Here is a 20,852-nt window from a genome sequence, read left to right as displayed (position 1 = left end):
TTCGTGCTCCTTCTTAGCCTGCGGTGGGAACCACGAGAGGTTTGATGCAGCCGTCGAGCTTGGCCGAGAAGATGTGGTACCCCTCGGCGATGTGTTCCAGCGGAATCCGGTGGGTCACCAGGTCACTCGGCTTCAAATAACCGTTTTGGATGTGCTCGAAAAGCCGGGGCCATTGACGTTTCACCGGGCACTGGTTGGTGCGGATGGTCAGGCCCTTATTTACAGCGTCACCAAATTTCACGGCACTGAAGATGGGCCCGTAGGCACCGACGACCGAGACCGTGCCGCCCTTGCGGGCGGCGTCGATCGCCCAGTTAAGCGCAATCGGCGACCCGCCCTGGAGTTTGAGTTTGGCGGCGGTGACGTGCTGCAGGAAGTTGCCGTCCGCTTCGGCACCGACGGCGTCGATGACAACATCGGCCCCGAGATAACCGGTGGCCTTCTTGAGCTCGACGACGATGTCCTTGTATTCGGCGAAGTTGTACGTCTCCGCGTGCGCAAAGGTCCGTGCCTTCTCCAGCCGGTACTCAAGCTGGTCGACGACGATGACCCGTCCCGCCCCCATGAGCCAGGCCGACTTCGCCGCGAAGAGTCCCACCGGCCCGGCACCGAAAACCACCACGGTGTCGCCCTGGCTGATGTCCCCGAGCTGTGCACCGAAGTAGCCGGTGGGCAGGGCGTCGGTGAGCATCACGGCGTCCTCCTCGTCCATCCATTCGGGGATCAGCGAGGGGCCGACGTCGGCGAACGGAACGCGCACGAATTCGGACTGGCCGCCGTCGTAGCCGCCGGCGGTGTGCGAGTAGCCGTAGATGCCGCCCACTGCCGTTGCGTTGGCGTTGACGTTGTGGCAATTGGAGAACAGGCCGCGCGAGCAGAAGAAGCACGAGCCGCAGTAAATGTTGAACGGCACCATGACACGGTCGCCGACCTTGAGCTTCTCAACCGACGAACCGACTTCATGGACCACCCCGACGAACTCGTGGCCAAAGGTCGTCCCCACCCTGGTGTCGGGAATCATCCCGTGGTAGAGGTGCAGATCCGAACCGCAGATTGCCGCTTGGGTGACGCGGATGATGGCGTCGTTCGGATGTTCGATCGTTGGGATGTCTTTTTCTTCGACCCGGATCTTGTACGGACCGCGATACACCATGGCCTTCAAAAGTGCCCCCTTAGAACCTGGCAAACGTACGGTTCCACCATCGACCGAACGGACGTAGCAGGTCAATGCTTTTTCGTAAGTAAGCTGACTATTTTCGAACTTGCACTGCCCGTGCGCACGCTGGCCGGACTGCCCCTTCAAAGATATAGTAAGTAGACTGATGATTGATCCGGCGTGACACCGCCCGAGCTCCAAGCGCCGTTTCCTGCAATTGCTTGTTAAGGAGAATTCGATGCGATTCCGTTTCAGTTCCGCCCTCGCCGCCGTGGCGCTGTCCTCCGCCCTGCTGCTGCCGGCCGGTGCCGCCAGCGCCACGGTCAGCAGCGCATCGCCAATTACCGGTTCCGTCAGCGCGAGTTCGACGGCGCCCAACCCCTCAAGTTCCCCGTCGACGCCGGGTCCCGTGGACCCTGGTACCGGCGAAACTCCCGCTGCGAAGCAGAACCGGGTGGACTATGCGCCCTACGTCATCGCGGCAGCCGTCATCCTCGCCCTTGCCGCCGCAGCCCTGGTCTGGCGGCGCAGCAAGGGCGGCCCGTCCTCAAGGAACCTCCGCCACGCGGATAAGAACACCAACGAAGGGGGCCCGGATGATCGCCGTTCTGATCATTGATATGCAGAACGCCTTCTTCGAGGATCCTGGGCTCCAAAGCCAGCGGGAAGGCATCACCACTGCCTGTAACAGGCTGATCAGGGCCGCGCAGGAGTCGGGTACCAAGGTCCTGCTGGTGCGGACGGAGCACGAAAGGGATAGGTCCACCTGGACCCTCAACATGCTCGACGATGACCAGGGCTTCATTTTCCGGGGAAGCGAGCAGGCCGAGTTCGTGTCGGGGCTCAGCACCGAGGACCTGCCGCAGATGGTCAAGACGAGGGACAGCGCCTTTCTCGGCACAGACCTGGTCTGGCGGCTGCGGAACTGGGGCGTCGACACGCTTGTGCTTGCCGGCATCTCCACGCACAACTGCATTGCCCAGACCGCGGCGGACGCATTCGGCCACAACTTCCGGGTCATCTACGCCGGCGAGGCAACGGCGTCTGAGAATGCCGAAGCGGCAACTGCCGTTCAGGAGATCCTCTGCCGCGAATACCGCCAGCAGGTTCTGGACATCGCGGACATCGAAGACCTTCTGGAGGCCCGGCTCCCTTCCCGGCTGTGACACAGCGGATCCCGACGCAGTGGAACGGCGCCATGCCGCAACGGCCGGCGCCCGGGGCGCAGGGGCCTGCCCCGGCGCCCGTCGACGTGCTGATTCCCACCTGCGACCGTCCCGCGGAACTTGCGGTGACGCTTGCCGGGCTGGCAGCCCAGTCGCATCCGTTCTTCCGGGTCGTGGTCAGCGACCAGTCCCAGGGACCGGCCGGGTGGGAACACCCGGCAGCGGCGGCCATGGTCCGGGTCCTCAGGGCACAGGGGCGGGAGGTCACCCTCCTGCAACACCTGCCCCGGAGGGGGCTCGCCGAACACCGGCAGTTCCTGTATGAGCAGTCCAGCGCGGACAGGTGCCTCTTCCTCGACGATGACATCTGGCTGGAACCTGCCGCGCTCGCGACGCTCCAAGAGGCGCTGGATCGCCTTGACTGCGGATTCGTGGGCATGGCGCCGCAGGGGCTTTCCTACTTGTCCGACAGGCGGCCGGGCGAAACCACCGCCTTTGAGGTGTGGGACGGCCCGGTGCGGCCGGAGAAGATCCGTCCCGGCACGCCCGCCTACGACCGTTGGCCGCTGCACAACGCCGCCAACCTCACGCACCTCGCTGAAGCCATTGATCTGGGCCCGGGCGAGTGGCTGCCGTACCGGGTGGCGTGGGTGGGCGGCTGTGCAATGTACCGGCGCGCCGCCCTCGACGACGCCGGAGCCTTCCGTTTCTGGACGGAGTTGGGGCCGGATCACGCGGGTGAGGATGTCCTGGCCCAGTGGCGTGTGATGGAAAAATTTGGCGGCGCCGGCATCCTTCCCTCAGCAGCGGTCCACCTCGAATCGCCCACCACCGTCACCGAAAGGAATGTCGAAGCTTACGACGTGGTGCTGGGAAAGGAAGAGAGCTGAACTGCCGGGCTCAGGGGGTGCCCCGGCGGATCCGCTCCACGACGGCGGTGGTGGACAGTTCGGGCACGTAGTCCAGAATTGCGACCCGTCCGCCGTACTCCTCCACCGCCTGCGTTTCTGCCAGCATCGCAGGGGTGTAGTCTCCCCCCTTGGCGTAGATCTCGGGCCGGATCTTCTGGATCAGGGGAATCGGCGTCGCTGTCTCAAAGACCGTGACATAGTCCACGCAGCTAAGTGCGGCCACCACTGCCGCGCGGTCCGAAATCGTGTTGACCGGGCGGCCAGGCCCCTTGAGCCGTCGGACGGAGTCGTCGCTGTTGAGTGCCACCACGAGGATGTCGCCAAGCTGCTTGGCCTGGTTCAGATACCGGGTGTGCCCCCGGTGCAGGACGTCGAAACACCCGTTGGTGAGGACGACCCGCTTTCCTTCCGCGCGCTGCAGGTTGATTTGGATCGACAGTTCGTCGGCGCCGAGCGCGGTGTCGGTGAAGCGTCCCAGGTGGCTGCTGAGGTCCGCGGTGCTGCACACCGAAGTCCCGGAACGGTGAACCGCAATGTCAGCGGCGGCCTGCGCGAGGTCCACACTGGTGGTCAGCGGCAGCGAGGCAGCACGGGCCAGCGTCAGTGCAGCGACGAAGGTGTCACCGGCCCCCGAGGCCTGCTTTTCGTGGACCGGCCTAGCCCAGGTCCGGTGGACTTCGCCGGTGCTGGGCAGCAGGACCGTCCCTTCCCGGTCGAGGGTGACGACGAGCGCCTCGGCGCCGGTTGCTTCCAGCAACGCCTCCCGATGGGCGGTCATAAGTTCCGCCCGACCGGGTCCGGCACCAAGCTTGAGCCCGATCATCCCGGCTGCTTCCAGCGCGTTTGGGGTAGCGAGGTGCGGTTTGAGCTCGGACCAGGCCTGCGGCTGGTGGGCGTCCACCACGACCAGTATTTCGGGCACCCCGGCGACGGCGTCCCGCAGTTCGTCCCGCACGGGTCCGGCGAGCGCCCCGGCACCGTAATCGCAGACGACCACCGCGTCCTGGTCCCGCAAGACTTGGGCGAGGGCCTCGGCCAGGGCGTCAAGCGCGTCCGCCGGGACGTTCCGTTGGACTTCGTCCAGCCGCAGCAACACCTGCCCGGCGCTGCTGATCCGCGTCTTTGTGGTGGTGGCAATGCCCGGAACCTGATGGACGTACCTGGTGTCCACCCCCGCGTCTGCCAGCTGCCGCAACAGTTCGGCGGCGGCTTCGTCCTGGCCGGTGATCCCGGCGAGCCGCACCCGGGCGCCCAGGGCAGCCAGGTTCATGGCCGTGTTGGCGGCCCCTCCCGGGGAATAGCTTCGGCTGGCGACCTCAACCACCGGAGCGGGAGCTTCCCGGCAGAGCCGGTCGATCGATCCGGACCACCACCCGTCGAGCATCACATCGCCGACGACGGTGATCGCGGGATGAAGCGAGGCCAACCGTTGGGGTAGCCATTCGGTGAGGCCGCGCTGTTCGGTGAGCGGACCGGCGTCGCGGGCGTGAGGCTCAGGCCCGGTCACGGCTGCGCCCCCGGACGCCCGCTCCGAGGGGCACGCGGCTGCCAAGTGGTTAAAGACATCTGGTTCCTTCCCGCCGTCTTACCTGCTCTATACCCCGTCCGGGCGCCTTTACACCCGAGGGGATTTCGCCGGCCGCAGAGCCCGGCGGCAAGGGACCGAAACTCCCCGGCCCGGGCGATAGCCAAACCCCGCGGCCGGGCCATAGGGTTGGCCCACGGCCAAGAGGATCCAACCAACAGGAGTCCGCAGTGGAAGAACTCGACGAGGGATACGGCCAGGCACAGGGCGGCGCCGGCCCGCGGCCCTGTGGAGTCGGCCCCGTGCTGGAGAAGTTCCCGGACGTCTCGCGGATCGCCGTATTGCGCGGCGGAGGTCTGGGCGATCTGCTGTTCGCGTTGCCCGCCGTTTCCGCACTGGCGGCCGCTTATCCTGCCGCCCGGGTGACGCTCCTGGGCACCCCCGGCCACGTTGAACTGCTGGAGAACACGGTGGGCCCGGTACGTGATGTGCGGGTGTTGCCGGTCTCGGAAGGCGTGCGGCCCGGGCTGGAAGACCCGGCCGCTGTCGAGTCGTTTTTCGACGCGATGAAGCGGGAACGCTTCGACCTCGCCGTCCAGGTGCACGGCGGGGGACGATTCTCCAATCCGTTCCTGCTGCGTCTGGGCGCCCGCCACACCGTCGGGCTGCGGACACCCGACGCTGCACCGCTGGAGCGCAACCTCCCCTACCTCTACTACCAGCACGAACCGCTGCGGGCTCTGGAAGTTGCCGGACTGGCCGGCGCTCCCCCGACCGAGCTGGAGGCCAGGATTAGGCCCACGAGGCGAAGCGCCGTCGCCGCCGGCGCGCTGCTTGAGCAGCTCCGCGGACGTTCGGAACGCCCGCTGGTAGCGGTTCATCCGAGTGCCACGGACCCGCGGCGGCGCTGGCCGGCCAAGTGCTTTGGCGAAGTGGCCGCGGGTTGCGCGGCCGATGGCTGCCGGGTGGTGGTCATCGGTTCGGCGGCGGAGCAGGAACTGGCCGAGGAGGTCGTCGCTGCCGCTGGCTCCGATCTGGTCTCGACCCTCGCCGGCGAACTTAGCCTGGGCACGCTGGCGGCGCTGCTGAGCAAGTGCGCGGTCCTGCTGGGCAACGACAGCGGCCCCCGGCATCTGGCCCAGGCCCTGGGCACACCCACGGTGGGCTTGTTCTGGGTGGGTAACCTGATCAACGCCGGTCCGCTGGGCCGGGGACTGCACCGCGTCCAGCTGTCCTGGGTCACGCGTTGTCCCGAGTGCGGCGCGGACCTCACGCAGGTCGGCTGGACGGCATCCCGGTGCGAGCACGACATCTCCGTGCTGACGGACATCAGCCCTGCGGAGGTCCACACCGATGTGCGGGACCTTACGGCCATGAGTCCTCTTGCGCATGGCAGATAAGCAGCTCGCGGATCTCGCACCCGGCCGGCTGGGAGAGCGCGAACAACACGGCCTGGGCCACGTTGGCGGGGTCGTTCAGCCGCGAGTCGTCACGCGGTTTGTACTGCTCGGCCCGGTCATCAAAGAACCTCGTCTTCATGCCGCCCGGAATCAGCGTCGTCACCCCGATTTCACCGGCTGTTTCGGCGGCGAGCGCCTGGCTGAATCCGAGTACGCCGAATTTGGAGGCGCAATAGGCTGAGGCTTCCGGCAGTGCCCGTTTGGCCAGGGTCGACGCCACGGTGACCACCCGGCCCCGGGATGACTTCAGGAAGGGCAGCGCCGCCCGCACTGCCGAGACAGTGCCCAGAAGGTTCACGAAAATGACTTTCTCCCATTCATCGGCCGCAACGTCTTCCAACTTCCCGCAGCGGTCAATCCCGGCCGCGGTGACCACCGCGTCCAGGCCGCCAAGGGCTTCAGCCGCCTGGGCCACCGCCGCCGTGACTGCTGCGCGGTCTGCGACGTCGACTTCGATGGCTTTAGCCCCGGCCACATTCCGGACGTCCCGGTCCAGCACGAACGGCGTCCCGCCAGCTTCGAGCACGGCGTCGACGATGGCGGCGCCGAGCCCTGATCCCCCTCCGGTCACCACCACCCGGATGCCGGGCAGGGTGGGCAGCATGGTCCTTGTCATGATGTTCCTTTCGTTGGCCGGCCCGCTCCGGGCCGGAACTTCTCTGCGCCGCAGGTCCTGGTGCGCGCATTGCCGGTGTTAACGCCGTCAGCCCACGCGGGCCAGCGCCGCCGCCAGGCCGGTTGTGGACCGTGCGGGGTGGTATGGGACGCTCAGGCAGCGGCCTCCCCAGCTCCGCACCAAAGCGCTTTCGGGCAGCCGGGCAGGATCGTAGTCCCCGCCTTTGACCCAGATGTCCGGCCGGAGCTGCGCCAGGGCCCTTTCCGGAGTGGCCTCGTCGAAGACCAGCACCGCGTCCACGCAGTGGAGCGAGAGCAACAGCTCGGCACGGTCCTGCTGGCTGATGATCGGCCGCCCGGCCCCCTTGAGGCGGCGGGTCGAGTCGTCGGAATTGAGGCACACGATGAGGCAATCCCCCAGGCCCCTGGCCGCGGCAAGCGTACGGGCGTGTCCGGCGTGCAGCAGGTCAAAACATCCGCCGGTGGCGACAACGGTGCCGCCGAGCGCCCGTACCCGCCGTGCCACGGCCAGAGCGTCCGGTTCCGCTTCTGCGGAGGGGAACCGCAGCGGGCGTGGCAGGGAGGGCAGTGCCGCGACGCCGCCTTCGGTCAGGAACGCGGACGCCTCCCGGACGGCACGGCGGCAGGATTCCTCGAGCGCGGATCCGCTGACGAGGTGGCCAGCAAGACTGGCCGCCAGCCGGTCGCCGGCGCCGCAGGAATCACGGACGGCAACACTTGGCGCCGCCAGGTGAACTGGCACCGGGGCTGATACCTGGACAAGAGTGGCCCCTTGGTCCGCCTGCGTGAGCAGCACTGCCTTGCTCTGCCAGTGCCGCAGCAGTGCCGCGGCAACCTCACCGGCCCCCCCGGGAGCACCCGCCCCGGCTGCCCGGACGGCGGCCTGGGCCTCGGACTGGTTCGGGGTCACGACGGTAACCCCGGGTACCGGCGCGGCTCCGGCCGGGTGCGGGTCCCAGATGACGGGAACACTGCGGGCCAGCGTTGCGACGGCGGTCCGCAGGCTGCTGTTCCTGGTCAGGCCCCGGCCGTAGTCCGCCACCACCAGAACGTCGGCGTCGCTTAACGCCGCCAGCATCTTCGGAGTAACCTCCGGCGCAGACCGCACCCGGCAGCCTTCATCAATTCTGGCCACGGGGTGGCCGCCTGCCCGGAGCCGGGTCTTGACCGGCGTCGGCGCCCCCGACGGCCCGGCAACCACGGTGATGCCCGTCAGTTCCCCCAGGAGCCGGTGCCCGGGTTCGTCACGGCCCAGGGCCGTCACGAGGCGCACGTCATGGCCGTCATTGGCCAGCATCCTGGCCACCAGCCCGGCGCCCCCTGCCCTGGCCCTGACGGTGGTGATGTCGACGACAGGGACGGGCGCGTCCGGGCAGAGACGGGTGGCTTCGCCGTCCAGGTCAACGTCCAGCAGCACATCGCCCACCACAACAATGTTCATGGCCGCAACTCCCGCGGAAATTCCTGTGCGCCTAACCGGTGGATCTCGGCGTCGAACGCCCGGCAGACGGCGTGCACCGCGATCAAGTGGCATTCCTGGGCATTGGCGGCAGGCCCATGAATAGTAATTGCTTCATCGCAGCATCGGGTGAGCGGGTTCGGCCCCTGTCCTGTCAGCGCCCAAGTCGTGACGCCCAGACCCGCGGCAGCCTTGGCGGCCCGAATCAAATTCTCACTTCGACCGCTGGTGGAGAGCAGCATCAGCACATCCCGGGGACGGCCATGAGCGCGGACCTGCCGCGCGTAGAGCTCCTCAAATCCGTAGTCATTCCCAATCGCAGTCACAGCTGAGGTGTCCGCGTGCAGGGAAATAGCGGAAAACGGCGCGCGCTCGCCGTCGAACCGGCCCACGAGTTCGGCCGTTAGATGTTGCGCCTCGGCAGCCGAACCGCCGTTACCGGCAGCTAGCAGGCGGTTGCCGGCCAGGAGCCGGCGGGCCAACTCCCCGCCCCAGGCAGCCAACCGGGCCGACTGGCCGCGCAGTGATTCCAGCGACGGCAGGACGTTGAGCAGGTGTGCCTCCACGGCGGCGTCCGTGCCCGGAACGGCCGAGTCGGCTGGCTGCCGGACCGCAACCGGAAGCGCGGCGGACCGCGTACTGACCCGGCAGCGGTATATCGCCTGCGCCAACGAGGATTCGATAGTCACAGCGCCGCTCCTTCCACCCGCTGGAACTGCCCGCGGGCCGCGCGCCCACTGTGTCTTGCGCTCGTTCGGAGGGTTTCCCGGTATGCATGCTCGGTTTCGGCGGCTACCCGGTCCCAGCTGTAGCGGGCACGGGCCCGTTGCTGGCCGGCCCGGCCCAGTTGCCGGCCCAGCCCCGGGTCCGCCAGCAATCGGGCTAGCGCTGCGGCTGTAGCCGCCGGATCCTGGGGCGGCACAAGCAATCCCGTCACCTGGTTTACAACGGTGTCCCGCAGACCCCCCACCGCCGCTGCCACCACCGGAATGCCGCTCGCCATGGCTTCCAGCGGAACGATGCCGAACGGCTCGTACCAAGGCGTGCAGACCACAGCGTCCGCGCTGAGGAAGATTCCCGGCATGGCGTTGCGGGGCACCTGTCCGAGGAAGGTGACCTGCTCGCGGACGCCCAGCTCCGCAGCGACGGCCAGGAGCCGGCGCGCCTCGGCATCGGTTTCCGTTGCGGCGGCGTCACCGGCGCCGCCCACGATCAGCAGCTCGACGTCGTCGAAACCCTCGTCCCGCAGAGCGGGCAGGGACCGGATCACAATCTCCACCCCTTTGCGGGGCACAAGACGCCCGACGGAAAGTATCCGGTGGCCCCGATTGCGCGGGCTCCGAGCGCCCGTGCCGGAAAAGAGCCTCAGGTCAACGCCGCAGGGCGCGATTGAAATCCGCTCGGGGGCTACCCCCATCGCCTTCAACTCAAACACCTCGTCGGAGCAGGTTGCTATGACGCGGTCAGCACTGCGCCCGACCGAGGGCTCCAGCCAGCGCCTTTCCGGCGGACTGGTGTCCGCGTTTCCTTGATGCCGGCGTTTGACCGTGCCGAGCGCGTGGAACGTCTGGACCACCGGGATGCGGTGACCGCCATGGGCCAGCTGCCGGGACGCGTCGAGGGAGGCCAGCCCGGACATCCAGAAGTGCCCGTGCACGACCTCCGGCGGCCGCTTTTCCCAGTCGCGCGCAATACCGTCGGCCAACTCGCCGATGAACGGAAGGAGCTCGTCCTTGGGCACATGCCGCGGCGGGCCGGCCTCTACGTGGACTACTTCCAGGCACGGGGCCACCCGCACCCTGGCCGCGAGATCCTCCGCGTCCCGCCGGGTGTACACGGTGACGTGGTGCCCCCGCCTGGCCAGGGCGGCGGACAGGGAGGCCACGTGGACATTTTGGCCGCCGGCGTCGATGCCGCCGAGGGCCGCCAGCGGACTTGCGTGCTCGGACACCATTGAGATCTTCACTCGCTCCACCTTTCTTGGGCTGGAATGAGGAGGCGTCCGGTCCGAAAACGCGGGCCGGTCAGCTCCTCCAGCAGGACATCCCAGGCGGCCAGAAATGCGGCCAGCCCGTAGCGGCGCAGAGCCGCCTCCCGCGCAGCCACCCCACGGCGGCGGGCTTCGTCCGGGTCCTCGATGAGCACCCGGGCGGTGTGGACCAGGTCATCCACACAGGTCGAAATCGCTCCCGCTTCCGGCGGGACTGCACGTGCCGCTTCGGTCGTTCCCAGCACCACGACGGGCATGCCGAGGTGCATGGCTTCCAGCAGGGCCAGTCCCAGCGAGGTCCAACGGAAAGGATGCAGGTAGACCCGGCAGCGGGCCATTTCGCGGTGCAGCAGGTCCGTGCGCAGGTCCCCCTGCACGGAGAGCCTCGACGGCGGCAAGGCGACGGCGCCGGGCAGCCCGTCACCGCCCATGCCAAAGACCCGCAAAGGCGCTGCGGCGGCAAAACGGCCGAGCAGGTCTGTGCCGGCAACCCGCCCCCGCCGGACCGGTTCATTGACGACGGCGGCAAGCGCGGGGATTTCACCGGTGTAGGCGTAACCGGGATCCGGAATGCCGTGTTCGATCACCAGCGTCGGAGTTGAGCCGGTATCCCAGAACAGCTCGTTGAAGTGGGTCACGTGCACCACCGGGATGGACTGCTGGTCGGCGAGGGGGTGGATCGAGTTCGGCACATCCCCGCGGGGGGCGTTGTGTTCGAGGTAGGCCGCCGGAAGGTCCTTGCCCGGCTCCCGGCCCAGGACGCGGGCCACCTCGGCCGCTTCACCGGGCCGTTGCAGGACCACCGCATCGACGCTGTCCGGGTCCAGCGCATCCAGCCTGACTTCGCGGACGGAGTCCGGCCAGGGACGCCCTGCCCTGCCCAGGCCCCAGGGCCCGCCGCCGGGCAGGACGGGCAGGAGGTATTCGTGGCTGCCTCGGACAAAAGCGTCAGTCCAGGAGCCGTGGACATGCCAGAGCAGGATCCTCATGAATGCCTCACTTTCCGGCGGGTGGACAGCGACGACACTCCGCCAGCCAGCCGTTCCACCGCCTCGACGACTTGCTCCGGAGACACCGAGGACAGGCACGGATGCCCCGGAACCGGGCACTCGGTGGCGCGGCTGAGGGTACAGGGGGCGTTTTGATCGCCCAGGATCTCCAGCGGCACACCGTAAGGAGCCCAGCGGACCGCCGGCACGACCGGAGCGAACAGGCACGCCACCGGGGTGCCCACCGCCGCCGCCAGGTGCGCCGGCCCGGTGTTGCCCGTGACCACGGCCGTGGCCCCGGCCAGCACACCGGCCAGCGTCCGGAAGTCCGTGCGGCCGCCGAGATCCAGGGCGGAGGGCCCGGCCACTGTCGCCGTCAGTCGGGCTTCGTTCCGGGCTCCGGTGACCACGACCCGGTGGCCTGCCCCCTCGAGCAACTCCACGGCCGCGGCATGATGCAGCGGGGGCCACGCCCGGGACGGCGCGGCCGTGCCGGGGTGGACCACAACATACGGCTCCTCCCCCACCAGGGGGCGCACGTCCGGGACGTCCCGCACCCGCAGCTTCCCGTCGTCGTCGGCCGGAAGCCGAAAACCGGCCGCACCCGCGATACCCAGGGCGCGTTCGGCCTCCGGCTGGTCCTCGGGAAAGTCCTCGCCGGGCCGCAGCCGCACGTCCAGCAGGCTTCCCGCGAAATCCGTGGAGGCACCGGTGATGCGGTCCACGCCCGCCAGCCTGAGCAGCAGGGCCAGCGGTAGCGGCGACTGGTGGAATGACGTCAAAATGACGGCCTCGGCGATCCGTGAGTTCCGGACGAAGGAGCTGAGAGTCTCAAGGTGGCCCTGATTCACCGGCGGCGCCGGCTTGACGATCCACGGACAGCTCCAGCTAAAAACCTCCGTCACACCGGGCAGCAGGGACGCCGCCGGTTCCCCCGCGGGACCGCACAGCACAACGACGTCGTTGGGAGCGCCGCCGTCGGGACGCCGGCCGAAGGCGACGGCGCGGACGGCCGGGCCGGCCAGCAGGACATCGCCGACGCCGTCGAGCCGGGCGATCAGGACGCGGCTCATCGGACCTGTCCCCGGACCGCAGCCTTCCACACCGGTGCCGACACCGCCTGCGGCGCTGCCGGCGGCAAGTGCGTCGGCCTTTCCGACGGCGCAGCAAGTAACAGCTGGACGGCGGACCAAAGATCCGGCGCGACTTCCGGAGCAGCCTCAACCTCTGTCTGCAACGTCTCGGAGGTCGGGACCAAGATACCGCGTGCCCCTGCGGCTTGCGCGGCTTCGACGTCGCTTCCGATGTCGCCGACGTAAGCCACCTCTGCCGGCGCGAGCCGAAGCTGCCGGCAGGCCCGGCGGATCAGGCCCGGCGCCGGCTTCCGGCACGCGCATCGGTCCTCCGCCCGGTGCGGGCAGATACCCCATACGTCGAAGGGGCCAAGGAGCTGCTCCACCCGGACGTTCACGGCAGCCACCTGTTCAAGGGTCAGAATGCCCCGGCCGATGCCCGACTGGTTACTGAGCACTCCGGTGGCAAGGCCCCGCACCCGGAGGCAGCGCAACGCCTCCCTGGCGGAGGGCATCGGGCGCACGCGGGCGGGGTCGCCGTTGTAGGGCACATCGTGGATGAGGGTGCCGTCCCGGTCGAACAGGACGGCCCCCAGCACTCGTCCGGCGGAAGGCTCCATAACTGCACCGTTCCCCGAACGTGCAACGGCTAAACGCCCCGACCACCGGTTCCGGCTAGAATCCGGAAACAGAGGAACAGGAGGGCGCCCTCGATGGTGGGATTTCACGACGACGGCAGACCGGTGCTGCTGGTCCTGCGCGCACTCAAGCTGGGTGACCTCCTGGTGGCCGTACCGGCGCTGCACGGCCTGCGCCGCGCCTATCCCGAGCACCGGCTCCTCTACGCGGCGCAGGGCTGGCTCGAAGACGCAGTGGCCCTGGTGGGCGGGTTTGAGCTGCTCCCAACGCACGGACTGGACGAACCTTTGGCTTTGCGGCCGGGAATCGTGGACGTAGCGGTAAACCTTCACGGCTGCGGACCGGAAAGCCAGTCGCGGATCGAGGCGCTTGAGGCCAACCGCATCATCTCGCACCGCTCGGAGTCGCAGCCCGGGCCACCTTGGCGGGACGGGGTCCACGAACGTGCCCGATGGGCCGGTCTTTTGCAGTGGCACGGCATCCACGCCGATCCCGGCGACCTCTTCCTGTCTGCCCCGGACATTCCCACGCAGCGCCCGGGAAGCACCTTGATCCACGTCGGCGCCGCCTACGGCAGCCGTCTATGGCCGGTGGAACGCTTTGCTGAGGTGGCGGCCGGGTTACAGAGAGCCGGCCACCGCGTGGTCTTCACCGGCGGGGCGGCAGACAGACCCCGGGCCGCAGACGTCGCGCTTCGGGCCGGCGCGGGCGCCGCGGCGGTCCTCGCGGGGAAACAGTCGCTGGCACAGTTCGCGGCGCTGGTTGCCCAGGCTCGCCTGGTCATCTCGGCGGACACCGGGGCGGCGCACCTCGCCTCGGCCTACGGGCGCCCCTCGGTGGTGCTGTTCGGACCGGCTGCTCCCGAGGAGTGGGGTCCCCCGCCGGGGCCCCACATCGCGTTGACCCAGGCCGAACTGCGCCGCGGCGACACGTTCGCTGCGGATCCCGACCCGGCGTTGCTGGGAGTCTCCGCTCACGACGTCCTGGACGCGGTCCGCGAACTGGGCCTGCTCTGAATCTGCCGCTCCGACAGCCGCTCCTGCAGATGTACCAGGACCCTGGAAAGCCGCCGCGAAATCTGCATCTGCGATACCCCGAACCGCCTGCCCAGGTCCGTCTGGCTTTCCTCGCAGAAGTACCGGCGGTAAAGCAAGGTCCGGTCCTCGGCGGACAGTTCGCTGACCGCCTGGGTCAGGCAGATAAGCTCGTCCAGCCGCTCGAAGTCAGGATCCTGAACTGCCAGGAGCTCCGCCGCGGCGGGACCGTCAGAGTGCGGGCCGGCGGCGTCGAGGGAATCAGGCCGCATGCTGGAGGCCGCCGCGGACGCTTCCCCGACCTCCTGGACCGGAACCCCAAGCCGCCGGGCCAGTTCAGCGGGAGTCGGGTTCCGGCCCAGGGCCTGCGCCAGCGCGGGGCCCTCACGCACCAGTTCGCCCCGAAGGTCCTGGACCCGGCGCGGGGGCCGTACGACCCAGCACCGGTCCCGAAGGTAGCGCTTGAGTTCGCCGGTGATGGTGGGCGCGGCGTAGCCGGGGAAGCTGACTCCTCGCGATTCATCGAAGGCGCGCGCCGCCTTGACCAGGCCCAGATAGGCCACCTGGGTGAGGTCGTCCCGTTCACGGGCCCTGCCGGCGAAGCGCGCCGCCAAGGATTCGGCCAGCTCCAAGTAGTCGAGGACGCGTTTGTTTTCCACAGCCCGCCGCAGTTGGCTGTCGGGTCGCGAAAAAGCGCTGGATTCATCCATGTCGGTACTTCCTTTGACCATGGGGGTCCCGGAAATCGCGTCGGAGGACGTAGAAGCAGTGGAACATAAGCGTGCTTATAATTCAATGCTTCTTCGTTCCCGTCCGCAGCGCTATGCTGGCCCCTCGGACGGGCGGGACGTGGACAGGGCCCAGGCGGGGTCTCTAGCGCTCGGAGGAAGAGGCGGACAACCGTGGTTGATTGGCCGTGAAGCCGCCCCTGTTGGAACGGCTCAAAGCACGCCGGACCATGCTGGGCCCGGCCGTGTATGCCGCCGTGCTCTCGCTCGTGCTGCTGGCTCTGTCCGGGGTGGCCGGGCTGGCCCTGCACCTGCCCTGGCTCTTTCCCAGTCTCGGCCCGACGGTCATGTTGTTTTTCGAATCCCCCGATCAGCCCTCGTCCCGTCCGGCGAACACGCTCGTGGGGCACCTGACGGGGCTGGTGATGGGCGTGCTGTGCCTGTATGCCGTCGGCCTCAAGGGCAGTCCTCCCGCCCCGGTTGGGGGGCTCTCCGTTGCCTATGTGGCCGCCGGAGCGCTCTCCGTTGCGCTCACCACGTTGCTCCTGACCTGGCTGCGTAAGCCGCATCCGCCGGCAGGGGCAACAACACTGATTGTCAGCCTGGGAATACTGACCACCCCGCCTGAACTGCTCTCCATGGCCGGAGCGGTCGTGCTGATCACGGCCGCCGGCTGGGGCCTGAACCTGCTGCTGGGTACGAAGCCGGTGCCCGCGAAGTAGCACCTGGCCAGAGGCCTGCGCAGGCTACGGTTGCGGCGCGCGGTCGGTCCCCGCCGCTTGTTCAATTCTCCGGCGCTGGCGTTCTATTTCTTTCTCGCCTTCGTTCTCAGCATCGTAAAGCTTGGCGTTGCTGACCTGGAGTTCCAGCATCAGCGCGTCCAGTTTGAGCTGCAGCGCAGCGGTATCCCGGTTCTGAGTGTTCTGGATGATGAAGACCATCAAGAACGTGACGATAGTCGTTCCGGTGTTGATGACCAGCTGCCAGGTGTCCGAAAAGCCCAGCAACGGTCCAGTCACCGCCCAGACAACAAGAACTGCCACTGCGGCCCCGAAAACCCAGGCATGGCCGAGGATCTTCGACGTCTTCGTGGTGAACCGCGTGAAGATGTCGGGGCCATCACTCCTCTTGTTGCCGGCCATCATTGGCTCGCTTTCCCTCGATTACCCGTAACCGCAAACTGGACGGACCGCTGAGCCACGAAGGCCCGCAGTCCGTCCAGTTTCGCACCAGATGCTGGGTTTAAGCCGCTAAAGCTCTCAGGAACCGGCCTGGTCAAAGGCGCGCTTTGCGGCGGCCTGGGCATCGGCGAGAGCCTTGTCCGGCGCCTTTGTTCCCAACAGCGTCGAGGCCACAGCGTTGCCCAGTTCGGTCTTGATCGCCTGTCCTGCCGGCGAGGCGCCGAGCGACTTTCCGGTCGGGAGGACGTCGTAATAGGTCCGGATGGTCTCATCGAAGCCCGCGTTACCGCTGGGCTTGACGAACTTGTCGCGGATCAGCTTGTCCGCCGAGGGGGAACCGGTAAACAGGCCGGTGTTAATCCCGCCCGGGGTCGAGGAGATCTTCTTCGCCCGGGCCTCGCCCGCCGCGGTCCACGCTTCATCGGTGACGAGTGAGGTCATCCAGGCACAGGCAGCATCGGCGTTCTTGGCACCGGCAGGGATCACAAACGAGGTCCCGCCGGCCACCGTAAAGGGCTTGCCGTCCTTGTCTTTGAACGGCACGGCCGAGAGGTTCAGCTGCTGCGAATAGGGCGCCAGAACGTTGACGTACCACTGGGCGTCCACCTGTGCGCCCACCTGGTTCTTGACGAACTGGTTCTGTTTGCCGAAGGTGTCGAATGAGTCAGAGAAGCTCTTGGCCTTGGCATAACCGCCCTGCGCATCATAAATTTCCTTCACGAAGGCCAGGGCCTTGACGTTTGCCGGGTCGTCCAGAGTCGGGACCCCCTTGTCCCCCACCAGCCGGCCGCCCTGGCCCAGGATCCAGAGCTCTGCCTGGCCGCCCGCCACCGGGTCGAAGCCCAGCGTCGAGGGGTTGTCCCCCTCTGACTTGTAGGTTTTGGACACTGCGCTGAGGAGCTTCGCCTTGTCAGAAGTGTCGATGTCCGCCGGGGAAACGCCGCCGGCCTGCAGGACGGTCTGATTAAGGATGATTGCGGCCGGCTGGTAGAACTGCGGCACCGCCCACACCTTGTCCTGGTAGGTGACCTGCTGGGTGACGGCCGGGTAAAACTGCTTGACCGGGTCCACGCCCTGCGCCTTGAAGCAGCCGTCCAGCGGCTTGATGAGGCCCTGGGCGGCGTAGGTGGCGACGAAGGCCCGGTCCATCTGCACCACGTCCGGCACGTCGCCGCTGGCAGCCCGGGTGGTGAACTTCTGCGCGTCAAAGGGCGTCTGGTCCATCGTGATCTTGACGTCGGGAAGCTTGGAGCCCGCGTACTGAATGCGGGCTTTGCCGACGTCGTCGGCATTATCAAACGCCCAGGCCGTCAGGTTGCCCGACGCTTCCTTCTTGAAATCGCTGGTCGCCGCCGGCGACGCACTTCCGCCGCCGCCGCAGGCGGTCAGCCCCAGAACCGCCACGGCCAGTACAGCAGCGCTCTTCTCACGAACCCGCATGTGCATCCTCCCGAATCCATTCAATCGGCATCCCGGCCGGGGAAGTCCTCGGCGAAACGCGCTTTAACTGTCACACTGTAAGTAAGCTTGCTAAATCGAAAGCTAGCCGAAGCCGCAGGGGGAAGCAAGCCTCAAGCCCGGTGGCGCGGCGCGCCGCCGGGCTTAGCGTGCAATGAGGAGTCGAGAAGGGGGTGCCGTGGGGTGGAAACAAAATCATCGGTAAAGGTCACGCCGCGCAGGCCGGGCGGCAAAGCTCGTCCAGTGCGGACCAAGTACAACCGGCGGGAAGCACTGGCCGGGTATCTGTTCATCTCGCCGTGGATTGTTGGCTTTGCCGTCTTCATGCTCGGCGCCATGGTCTACAGCCTGGTGATCTCCTTCAGTCGGTACAATCTCGCCACGAACGTGGCAAAACCGGCCGGAGTCACCAACTACGAGTTGCTTTTTGAGGACCCCAAGGTGGCCGCGTCGCTGGCCAACACCCTGTTCTACGCCATCATGGCGGTGCCGCTGGAAATCTGTGTGGCTCTGGGGCTCGCGCTGCTGCTGAACCAGGTAGGGCGTGGGGCCGGCTTCTTCCGCACCGTGTATTACCTGCCCAAGATGACGCCGTCGGTAGCGACCGCCGCGGTGTTTCTGCTGCTGCTCAACGGCAACACCGGCGCGATCAACCAGGCGCTCGGGTTTTTCGGGATCTCGGGTCCCCAGTGGCTCATTGATCCCGCCTGGGTGAAGCCCTCGATCGTCCTGATGACCCTCTGGGGCGTCAGCGGTACGATGGTCATCTTCCTGGCAGCGCTTAAGAGCGTCCCCAAAGAACTGTACGAAGTGGCCTCCCTCGACGGTGCGGGCCCGGTCCGGAAGTTCTTCTACATCACCATTCCGATGATTTCCGGCGCTTTGTTCTTTAACGTGATTGTCCTGACGATCGCGGCCCTGCAGGTCTTCGACCAGGCCTACCTGCTCTTCTGGCGGGACCAAACCAGCACGTCCCCGGAGGCGTCACTTTTCTACGGCATCTATCTCTTCCAGCAGGCGTTCCGCCAGTTCAACTTCGGCTTCGCTTCGGCCATGGCCTGGGTGCTGTTCGTCTTGATCCTGCTGATCAGCCTGGTCCAGGTCAAAGTCGGCAACAAGTTCGTCTACTACGAAGGGGAAAAGCGCTAATGGCAACCACCCGGGCCCAGGCGGCCGGCACGCAATCGCCGGCCACCGCCCCCTCACCAGATGCGGAGACTCCGCTCGCGCCCCTGCCACCCCGCCGTAAGGCACGGCCGCAACGGACTAAAGCCGCACAGGTGCTGCTGTGGACCCTGCTGACCGTGATCAGCGCAGTGTTCCTTTATCCGCTGGTGTGGCTGATCGCCGCCAGCCTGAAGCCCCGCGGCGAGGTCTTCGATAATTCCCTGATCCCGCGCACGTTCTCTCCGCAGAACTACGTGCAGGTCTGGGAGCAGCTTCCGCTGGTCAACTGGGTGACCAACAGTTTCCTCATTGCCGTTCTGGCCGCGACGCTTGTCACCATCTCCAGTTCCATGGTTGCCTTCGGCTTTGCCTACTTCCGGTTCCCGGGCCGGAACTTCCTCTTCGGGCTCGTTCTGGCCACCATGATGCTCCCAGGCGCAGTGACCATGGTTCCGCAGTACCTCATCTGGAAGAACCTGGGGGTGCTGGGAACCTGGATCCCGCTCTTCGGAATGAACCTCTTCGGGTCCGCCTTTTATATTTTCCTGCAGCGCCAATTCTTCCTGGGACTGCCGCGCGAGTTGTTCGAGGCGGCACGGATCGACGGTGCCAGCTACTTCGGGCTCTTCCGCCGGATTGCCCTGCCACTGTCGATACCGTCCCTGGTGGTCATCTTTATCTTCGAGTTCCAGGCCAGCTGGAACAACCTGCAGTCCGCGCTGATCTATCTGAACGCCGGCTCGGTCGAGGGCTTCACTGCGCCGCTGGGAATCGCCTACGCCATGACCAAGTACAGTCCCACGAACGGTGGCCAGGGCGACTACCAGTTCGTCATGGTCGCCACCTTGCTCATCACCTTGCCCATGCTTGTCCTCTTCGCCTTCGGGCAACGCCACTTCATTGAAGGCGTTGCCACCGAGGGCCGGAAGGGCTGACGGCCTGGCCCGCAGAGTGCAGCTGAGGCGGCGCCAGACGGGTTGCTTGACGTTGCCCGCAGCCGGAAACTCTGGCACGGCTCGGCAGGAACCTATATAGTAAGCATACTGATGAGTAGTTCATCTCTTGTTGGTCCCTCGATTCCAATCAAAGGAGACACCGTGAGCACCAAGGTTGAAAAGCGCATTCTGGTCAACGTTCCGGTCAGCGTTGCCTATAACCAGTGGACCCAATTCGAAGAGTTCCCGCACTTCATGGGCGGGGTAAAGAGCGTGAAGCAGCTCAGCGACAACAGGCTTGAATGGACCGCCGAGATCGCTGGCGTGCGCCGCCAGTGGCAGGCCAGGATCCTCGAGCAGGTCCCGGATCAGAAAGTGTCCTGGGCCGCAACGGAGGGTGCCACCAACGCCGGGTCGGTCACCTTCGAGGACCTCGGCGGCGGGCAGACGTCCGTGCAACTTTCACTTGACTACGAACCCGAAGGCGTCGTGGAAAAGATCGGTGACAAGCTCAGCATTGTCGAAAAGCAGGCGGAGAGCGACCTCAACCGGTTTAAAGCCTTCATTGAAGACGAGGGCTACGCCACCGGAGCCTGGCGCGGAACCGTCGGCGCAGGCACCACGGGAACGCCGGATATCAGCGATGCGGCCGCCTCCCGCGGCGACAGCGGCAAAGCCGGCGTCTCCGGCAAGGTGATCGCCGGCGTCGGTCTCGCTGCAGCAGCCGCCGCAGGTGTCGCCGCGACGTCGGGACGCAAGGACTCCGATAGCGACACGGCACCCGCCGAAACGACGGTGGTCCCGCCGACGACCGCGCAACCGGCCACACCCAGCACCGTGCCCCCTACCGGCACCTCGGGGAGCGTCTTCCCGGACGAGGGGCTCGGGCAGGGTGACGCATTGGCTCACGACGCTGCACTAACAGGAGAGGGAACAGGCCGCCGCTCGGACGCCAAACCTTTCGATCAGACCAACGGCTTGGTCGACATCGAAGGGGACTCCGACGGGACCGCCCAGAGCGACACGGCGAGCGAAGCCGAACGCAGGGCCGGCACGGGGGGCGTCACCGGCACCCTCCCGCCCGCCGGTGGAAGCCTCGGCCAGCACTAGGGCCTGAACCGGCACTTCGTACCAAGGGGAAGCCTCCGCACCCGGATCCAGGATCCGGGCGGGGGCTTCCCCCGTATGCGGACATAAATGGTCCGGCAGCGCCGCGGGTGTCCGCCGGAACGGACACCCGAACAGCGCCGCCGGGGCGGGGCCGCAATGTTCACTTAAAGAAAAATTAGTAAGCTTGCTTGCCAAATGGGTAGTAAGCATGCTTAGGATAGAGGCACAGAAGGTC

General features: G+C 67.0%; 21 protein-coding genes. 9 read left to right on the top strand and 12 right to left on the bottom strand.

The genetic code is table 11. The annotated features are described in order from the left end of the window. Nucleotides 1-13: 13 nt before the first annotated feature. The gene (locus tag QFZ61_RS06220) at nucleotides 14-1,162 is read right to left on the bottom strand and encodes a zinc-dependent alcohol dehydrogenase (RefSeq protein ID WP_307034324.1); all 1,149 of its coding nucleotides are present in this window, start codon (nucleotides 1,160-1,162) and stop codon (nucleotides 14-16) included. A 232-nt stretch (nucleotides 1,163-1,394) separates the two neighbouring features. Between QFZ61_RS06220 and QFZ61_RS06215 the strand changes: the two genes are divergently transcribed. From QFZ61_RS06215 to QFZ61_RS06205, 3 genes are read left to right on the top strand one after another with little or no spacing between them, the layout of a single operon-like run. Then, nucleotides 1,395-1,775: a hypothetical protein gene (locus tag QFZ61_RS06215; RefSeq protein ID WP_307034322.1), complete on the top strand. Its 381-nt coding sequence runs from the start codon at nucleotides 1,395-1,397 to the stop codon at nucleotides 1,773-1,775. After that, nucleotides 1,753-2,322: a cysteine hydrolase family protein gene (locus tag QFZ61_RS06210; RefSeq protein ID WP_307034320.1), complete on the top strand. Its 570-nt coding sequence runs from the start codon at nucleotides 1,753-1,755 to the stop codon at nucleotides 2,320-2,322. The genes QFZ61_RS06215 and QFZ61_RS06210 overlap by 23 nt, the downstream gene beginning before the upstream one ends. Then, a complete protein-coding gene (locus QFZ61_RS06205; protein WP_307034318.1) occupies nucleotides 2,319-3,212 on the top strand; it encodes a glycosyltransferase family 2 protein in 894 nt (297 codons plus the stop codon). The genes QFZ61_RS06210 and QFZ61_RS06205 overlap by 4 nt, the downstream gene beginning before the upstream one ends. A 10-nt stretch (nucleotides 3,213-3,222) precedes the next feature. Here QFZ61_RS06205 and rfaE2 read toward each other — a convergent pair whose 3' ends face one another. Next, a complete protein-coding gene (gene rfaE2, locus QFZ61_RS06200) occupies nucleotides 3,223-4,740 on the bottom strand; it encodes a D-glycero-beta-D-manno-heptose 1-phosphate adenylyltransferase (protein WP_307034316.1) in 1,518 nt (505 codons plus the stop codon). A 248-nt stretch (nucleotides 4,741-4,988) separates the two neighbouring features. Here rfaE2 and QFZ61_RS06195 point away from each other — a divergent pair, with 248 nt between their 5' ends. Beyond that, nucleotides 4,989-6,158 (top strand): glycosyltransferase family 9 protein, encoded by a 1,170-nt coding sequence (locus QFZ61_RS06195; protein WP_307034314.1) that lies wholly within the window; start codon nucleotides 4,989-4,991, stop codon nucleotides 6,156-6,158. Here the strand turns inward: QFZ61_RS06195 and QFZ61_RS06190 are convergent. The 7 genes from QFZ61_RS06190 to QFZ61_RS06160 form a co-directional block, all read right to left on the bottom strand. Further along, nucleotides 6,124-6,834: an SDR family oxidoreductase gene (locus QFZ61_RS06190; RefSeq protein WP_307034312.1), complete on the bottom strand. Its 711-nt coding sequence runs from the start codon at nucleotides 6,832-6,834 to the stop codon at nucleotides 6,124-6,126. The two genes, QFZ61_RS06195 and QFZ61_RS06190, sit on opposite strands and share 35 nt — an antisense overlap. An 87-nt stretch (nucleotides 6,835-6,921) precedes the next feature. Continuing rightward, entirely contained in the window at nucleotides 6,922-8,295 is a 1,374-nt protein-coding gene (locus tag QFZ61_RS06185) for a PfkB family carbohydrate kinase (protein WP_307034310.1), read from the bottom strand. Then, a complete protein-coding gene (locus QFZ61_RS06180; RefSeq protein ID WP_373427135.1) occupies nucleotides 8,292-9,002 on the bottom strand; it encodes an SIS domain-containing protein in 711 nt (236 codons plus the stop codon). The genes QFZ61_RS06185 and QFZ61_RS06180 overlap by 4 nt, the downstream gene beginning before the upstream one ends. Next, nucleotides 8,999-10,279, bottom strand: a complete 1,281-nt coding sequence (locus QFZ61_RS06175) for a glycosyltransferase (RefSeq protein ID WP_307034308.1) — start codon at nucleotides 10,277-10,279, stop codon at nucleotides 8,999-9,001. Before QFZ61_RS06175 ends, QFZ61_RS06180 begins: the two co-directional genes overlap by 4 nt. Next, entirely contained in the window at nucleotides 10,276-11,292 is a 1,017-nt protein-coding gene (locus QFZ61_RS06170) for a glycosyltransferase (RefSeq protein ID WP_307034306.1), read from the bottom strand. Before QFZ61_RS06170 ends, QFZ61_RS06175 begins: the two co-directional genes overlap by 4 nt. Continuing rightward, nucleotides 11,289-12,365 (bottom strand): glycosyltransferase family 9 protein, encoded by a 1,077-nt coding sequence (locus QFZ61_RS06165; RefSeq protein WP_307034304.1) that lies wholly within the window; start codon nucleotides 12,363-12,365, stop codon nucleotides 11,289-11,291. The genes QFZ61_RS06170 and QFZ61_RS06165 overlap by 4 nt, the downstream gene beginning before the upstream one ends. After that, the gene (locus tag QFZ61_RS06160) at nucleotides 12,362-12,985 is read right to left on the bottom strand and encodes an HAD-IIIA family hydrolase (RefSeq protein WP_307034302.1); all 624 of its coding nucleotides are present in this window, start codon (nucleotides 12,983-12,985) and stop codon (nucleotides 12,362-12,364) included. Before QFZ61_RS06160 ends, QFZ61_RS06165 begins: the two co-directional genes overlap by 4 nt. A 93-nt stretch (nucleotides 12,986-13,078) precedes the next feature. On the opposite strand from QFZ61_RS06160, the gene QFZ61_RS06155 reads away from it, so the two are divergent. Further along, nucleotides 13,079-14,020: a glycosyltransferase family 9 protein gene (locus QFZ61_RS06155; protein ID WP_307034300.1), complete on the top strand. Its 942-nt coding sequence runs from the start codon at nucleotides 13,079-13,081 to the stop codon at nucleotides 14,018-14,020. Here the strand turns inward: QFZ61_RS06155 and QFZ61_RS06150 are convergent. Beyond that, nucleotides 13,978-14,748: a sigma-70 family RNA polymerase sigma factor gene (locus QFZ61_RS06150; RefSeq protein WP_307034298.1), complete on the bottom strand. Its 771-nt coding sequence runs from the start codon at nucleotides 14,746-14,748 to the stop codon at nucleotides 13,978-13,980. The two genes, QFZ61_RS06155 and QFZ61_RS06150, sit on opposite strands and share 43 nt — an antisense overlap. Before the next feature lie 206 nt (nucleotides 14,749-14,954). Here QFZ61_RS06150 and QFZ61_RS06145 point away from each other — a divergent pair, with 206 nt between their 5' ends. Then, entirely contained in the window at nucleotides 14,955-15,488 is a 534-nt protein-coding gene (locus QFZ61_RS06145; RefSeq protein ID WP_307034296.1) for an HPP family protein, read from the top strand. Nucleotides 15,489-15,512: 24 nt separating this feature from the next. On the opposite strand, the gene QFZ61_RS06140 is transcribed toward QFZ61_RS06145, so the two are convergent. Then, entirely contained in the window at nucleotides 15,513-15,911 is a 399-nt protein-coding gene (locus QFZ61_RS06140; protein WP_307034294.1) for a low affinity iron permease family protein, read from the bottom strand. A gap of 114 nt (nucleotides 15,912-16,025) precedes the next feature. Then, the gene (locus tag QFZ61_RS06135; RefSeq protein ID WP_307034292.1) at nucleotides 16,026-17,387 is read right to left on the bottom strand and encodes an ABC transporter substrate-binding protein; all 1,362 of its coding nucleotides are present in this window, start codon (nucleotides 17,385-17,387) and stop codon (nucleotides 16,026-16,028) included. A 261-nt stretch (nucleotides 17,388-17,648) separates the two neighbouring features. On the opposite strand from QFZ61_RS06135, the gene QFZ61_RS06130 reads away from it, so the two are divergent. From QFZ61_RS06130 to QFZ61_RS06120, 3 genes are all read left to right on the top strand, one after another. Further along, nucleotides 17,649-18,554 carry a carbohydrate ABC transporter permease gene (locus QFZ61_RS06130; RefSeq protein WP_307034290.1) on the top strand — a complete coding sequence of 302 codons (906 nt, stop codon included), beginning with the start codon at nucleotides 17,649-17,651 and terminating at the stop codon, nucleotides 18,552-18,554. Then, a complete protein-coding gene (locus tag QFZ61_RS06125; protein ID WP_307034288.1) occupies nucleotides 18,554-19,507 on the top strand; it encodes a carbohydrate ABC transporter permease in 954 nt (317 codons plus the stop codon). The genes QFZ61_RS06130 and QFZ61_RS06125 overlap by 1 nt, the downstream gene beginning before the upstream one ends. A 162-nt stretch (nucleotides 19,508-19,669) precedes the next feature. Further along, entirely contained in the window at nucleotides 19,670-20,617 is a 948-nt protein-coding gene (locus QFZ61_RS06120) for an SRPBCC family protein (RefSeq protein WP_307034286.1), read from the top strand. Nucleotides 20,618-20,852: the final 235 nt, after the last annotated feature.

It is taken from the genome of Arthrobacter sp. B3I4, assembly GCF_030816855.1.
Taxonomy (GTDB): Bacteria; Actinomycetota; Actinomycetes; order Actinomycetales; family Micrococcaceae; genus Arthrobacter.
This window is presented reverse-complemented; position numbering and strand designations above follow the sequence as displayed.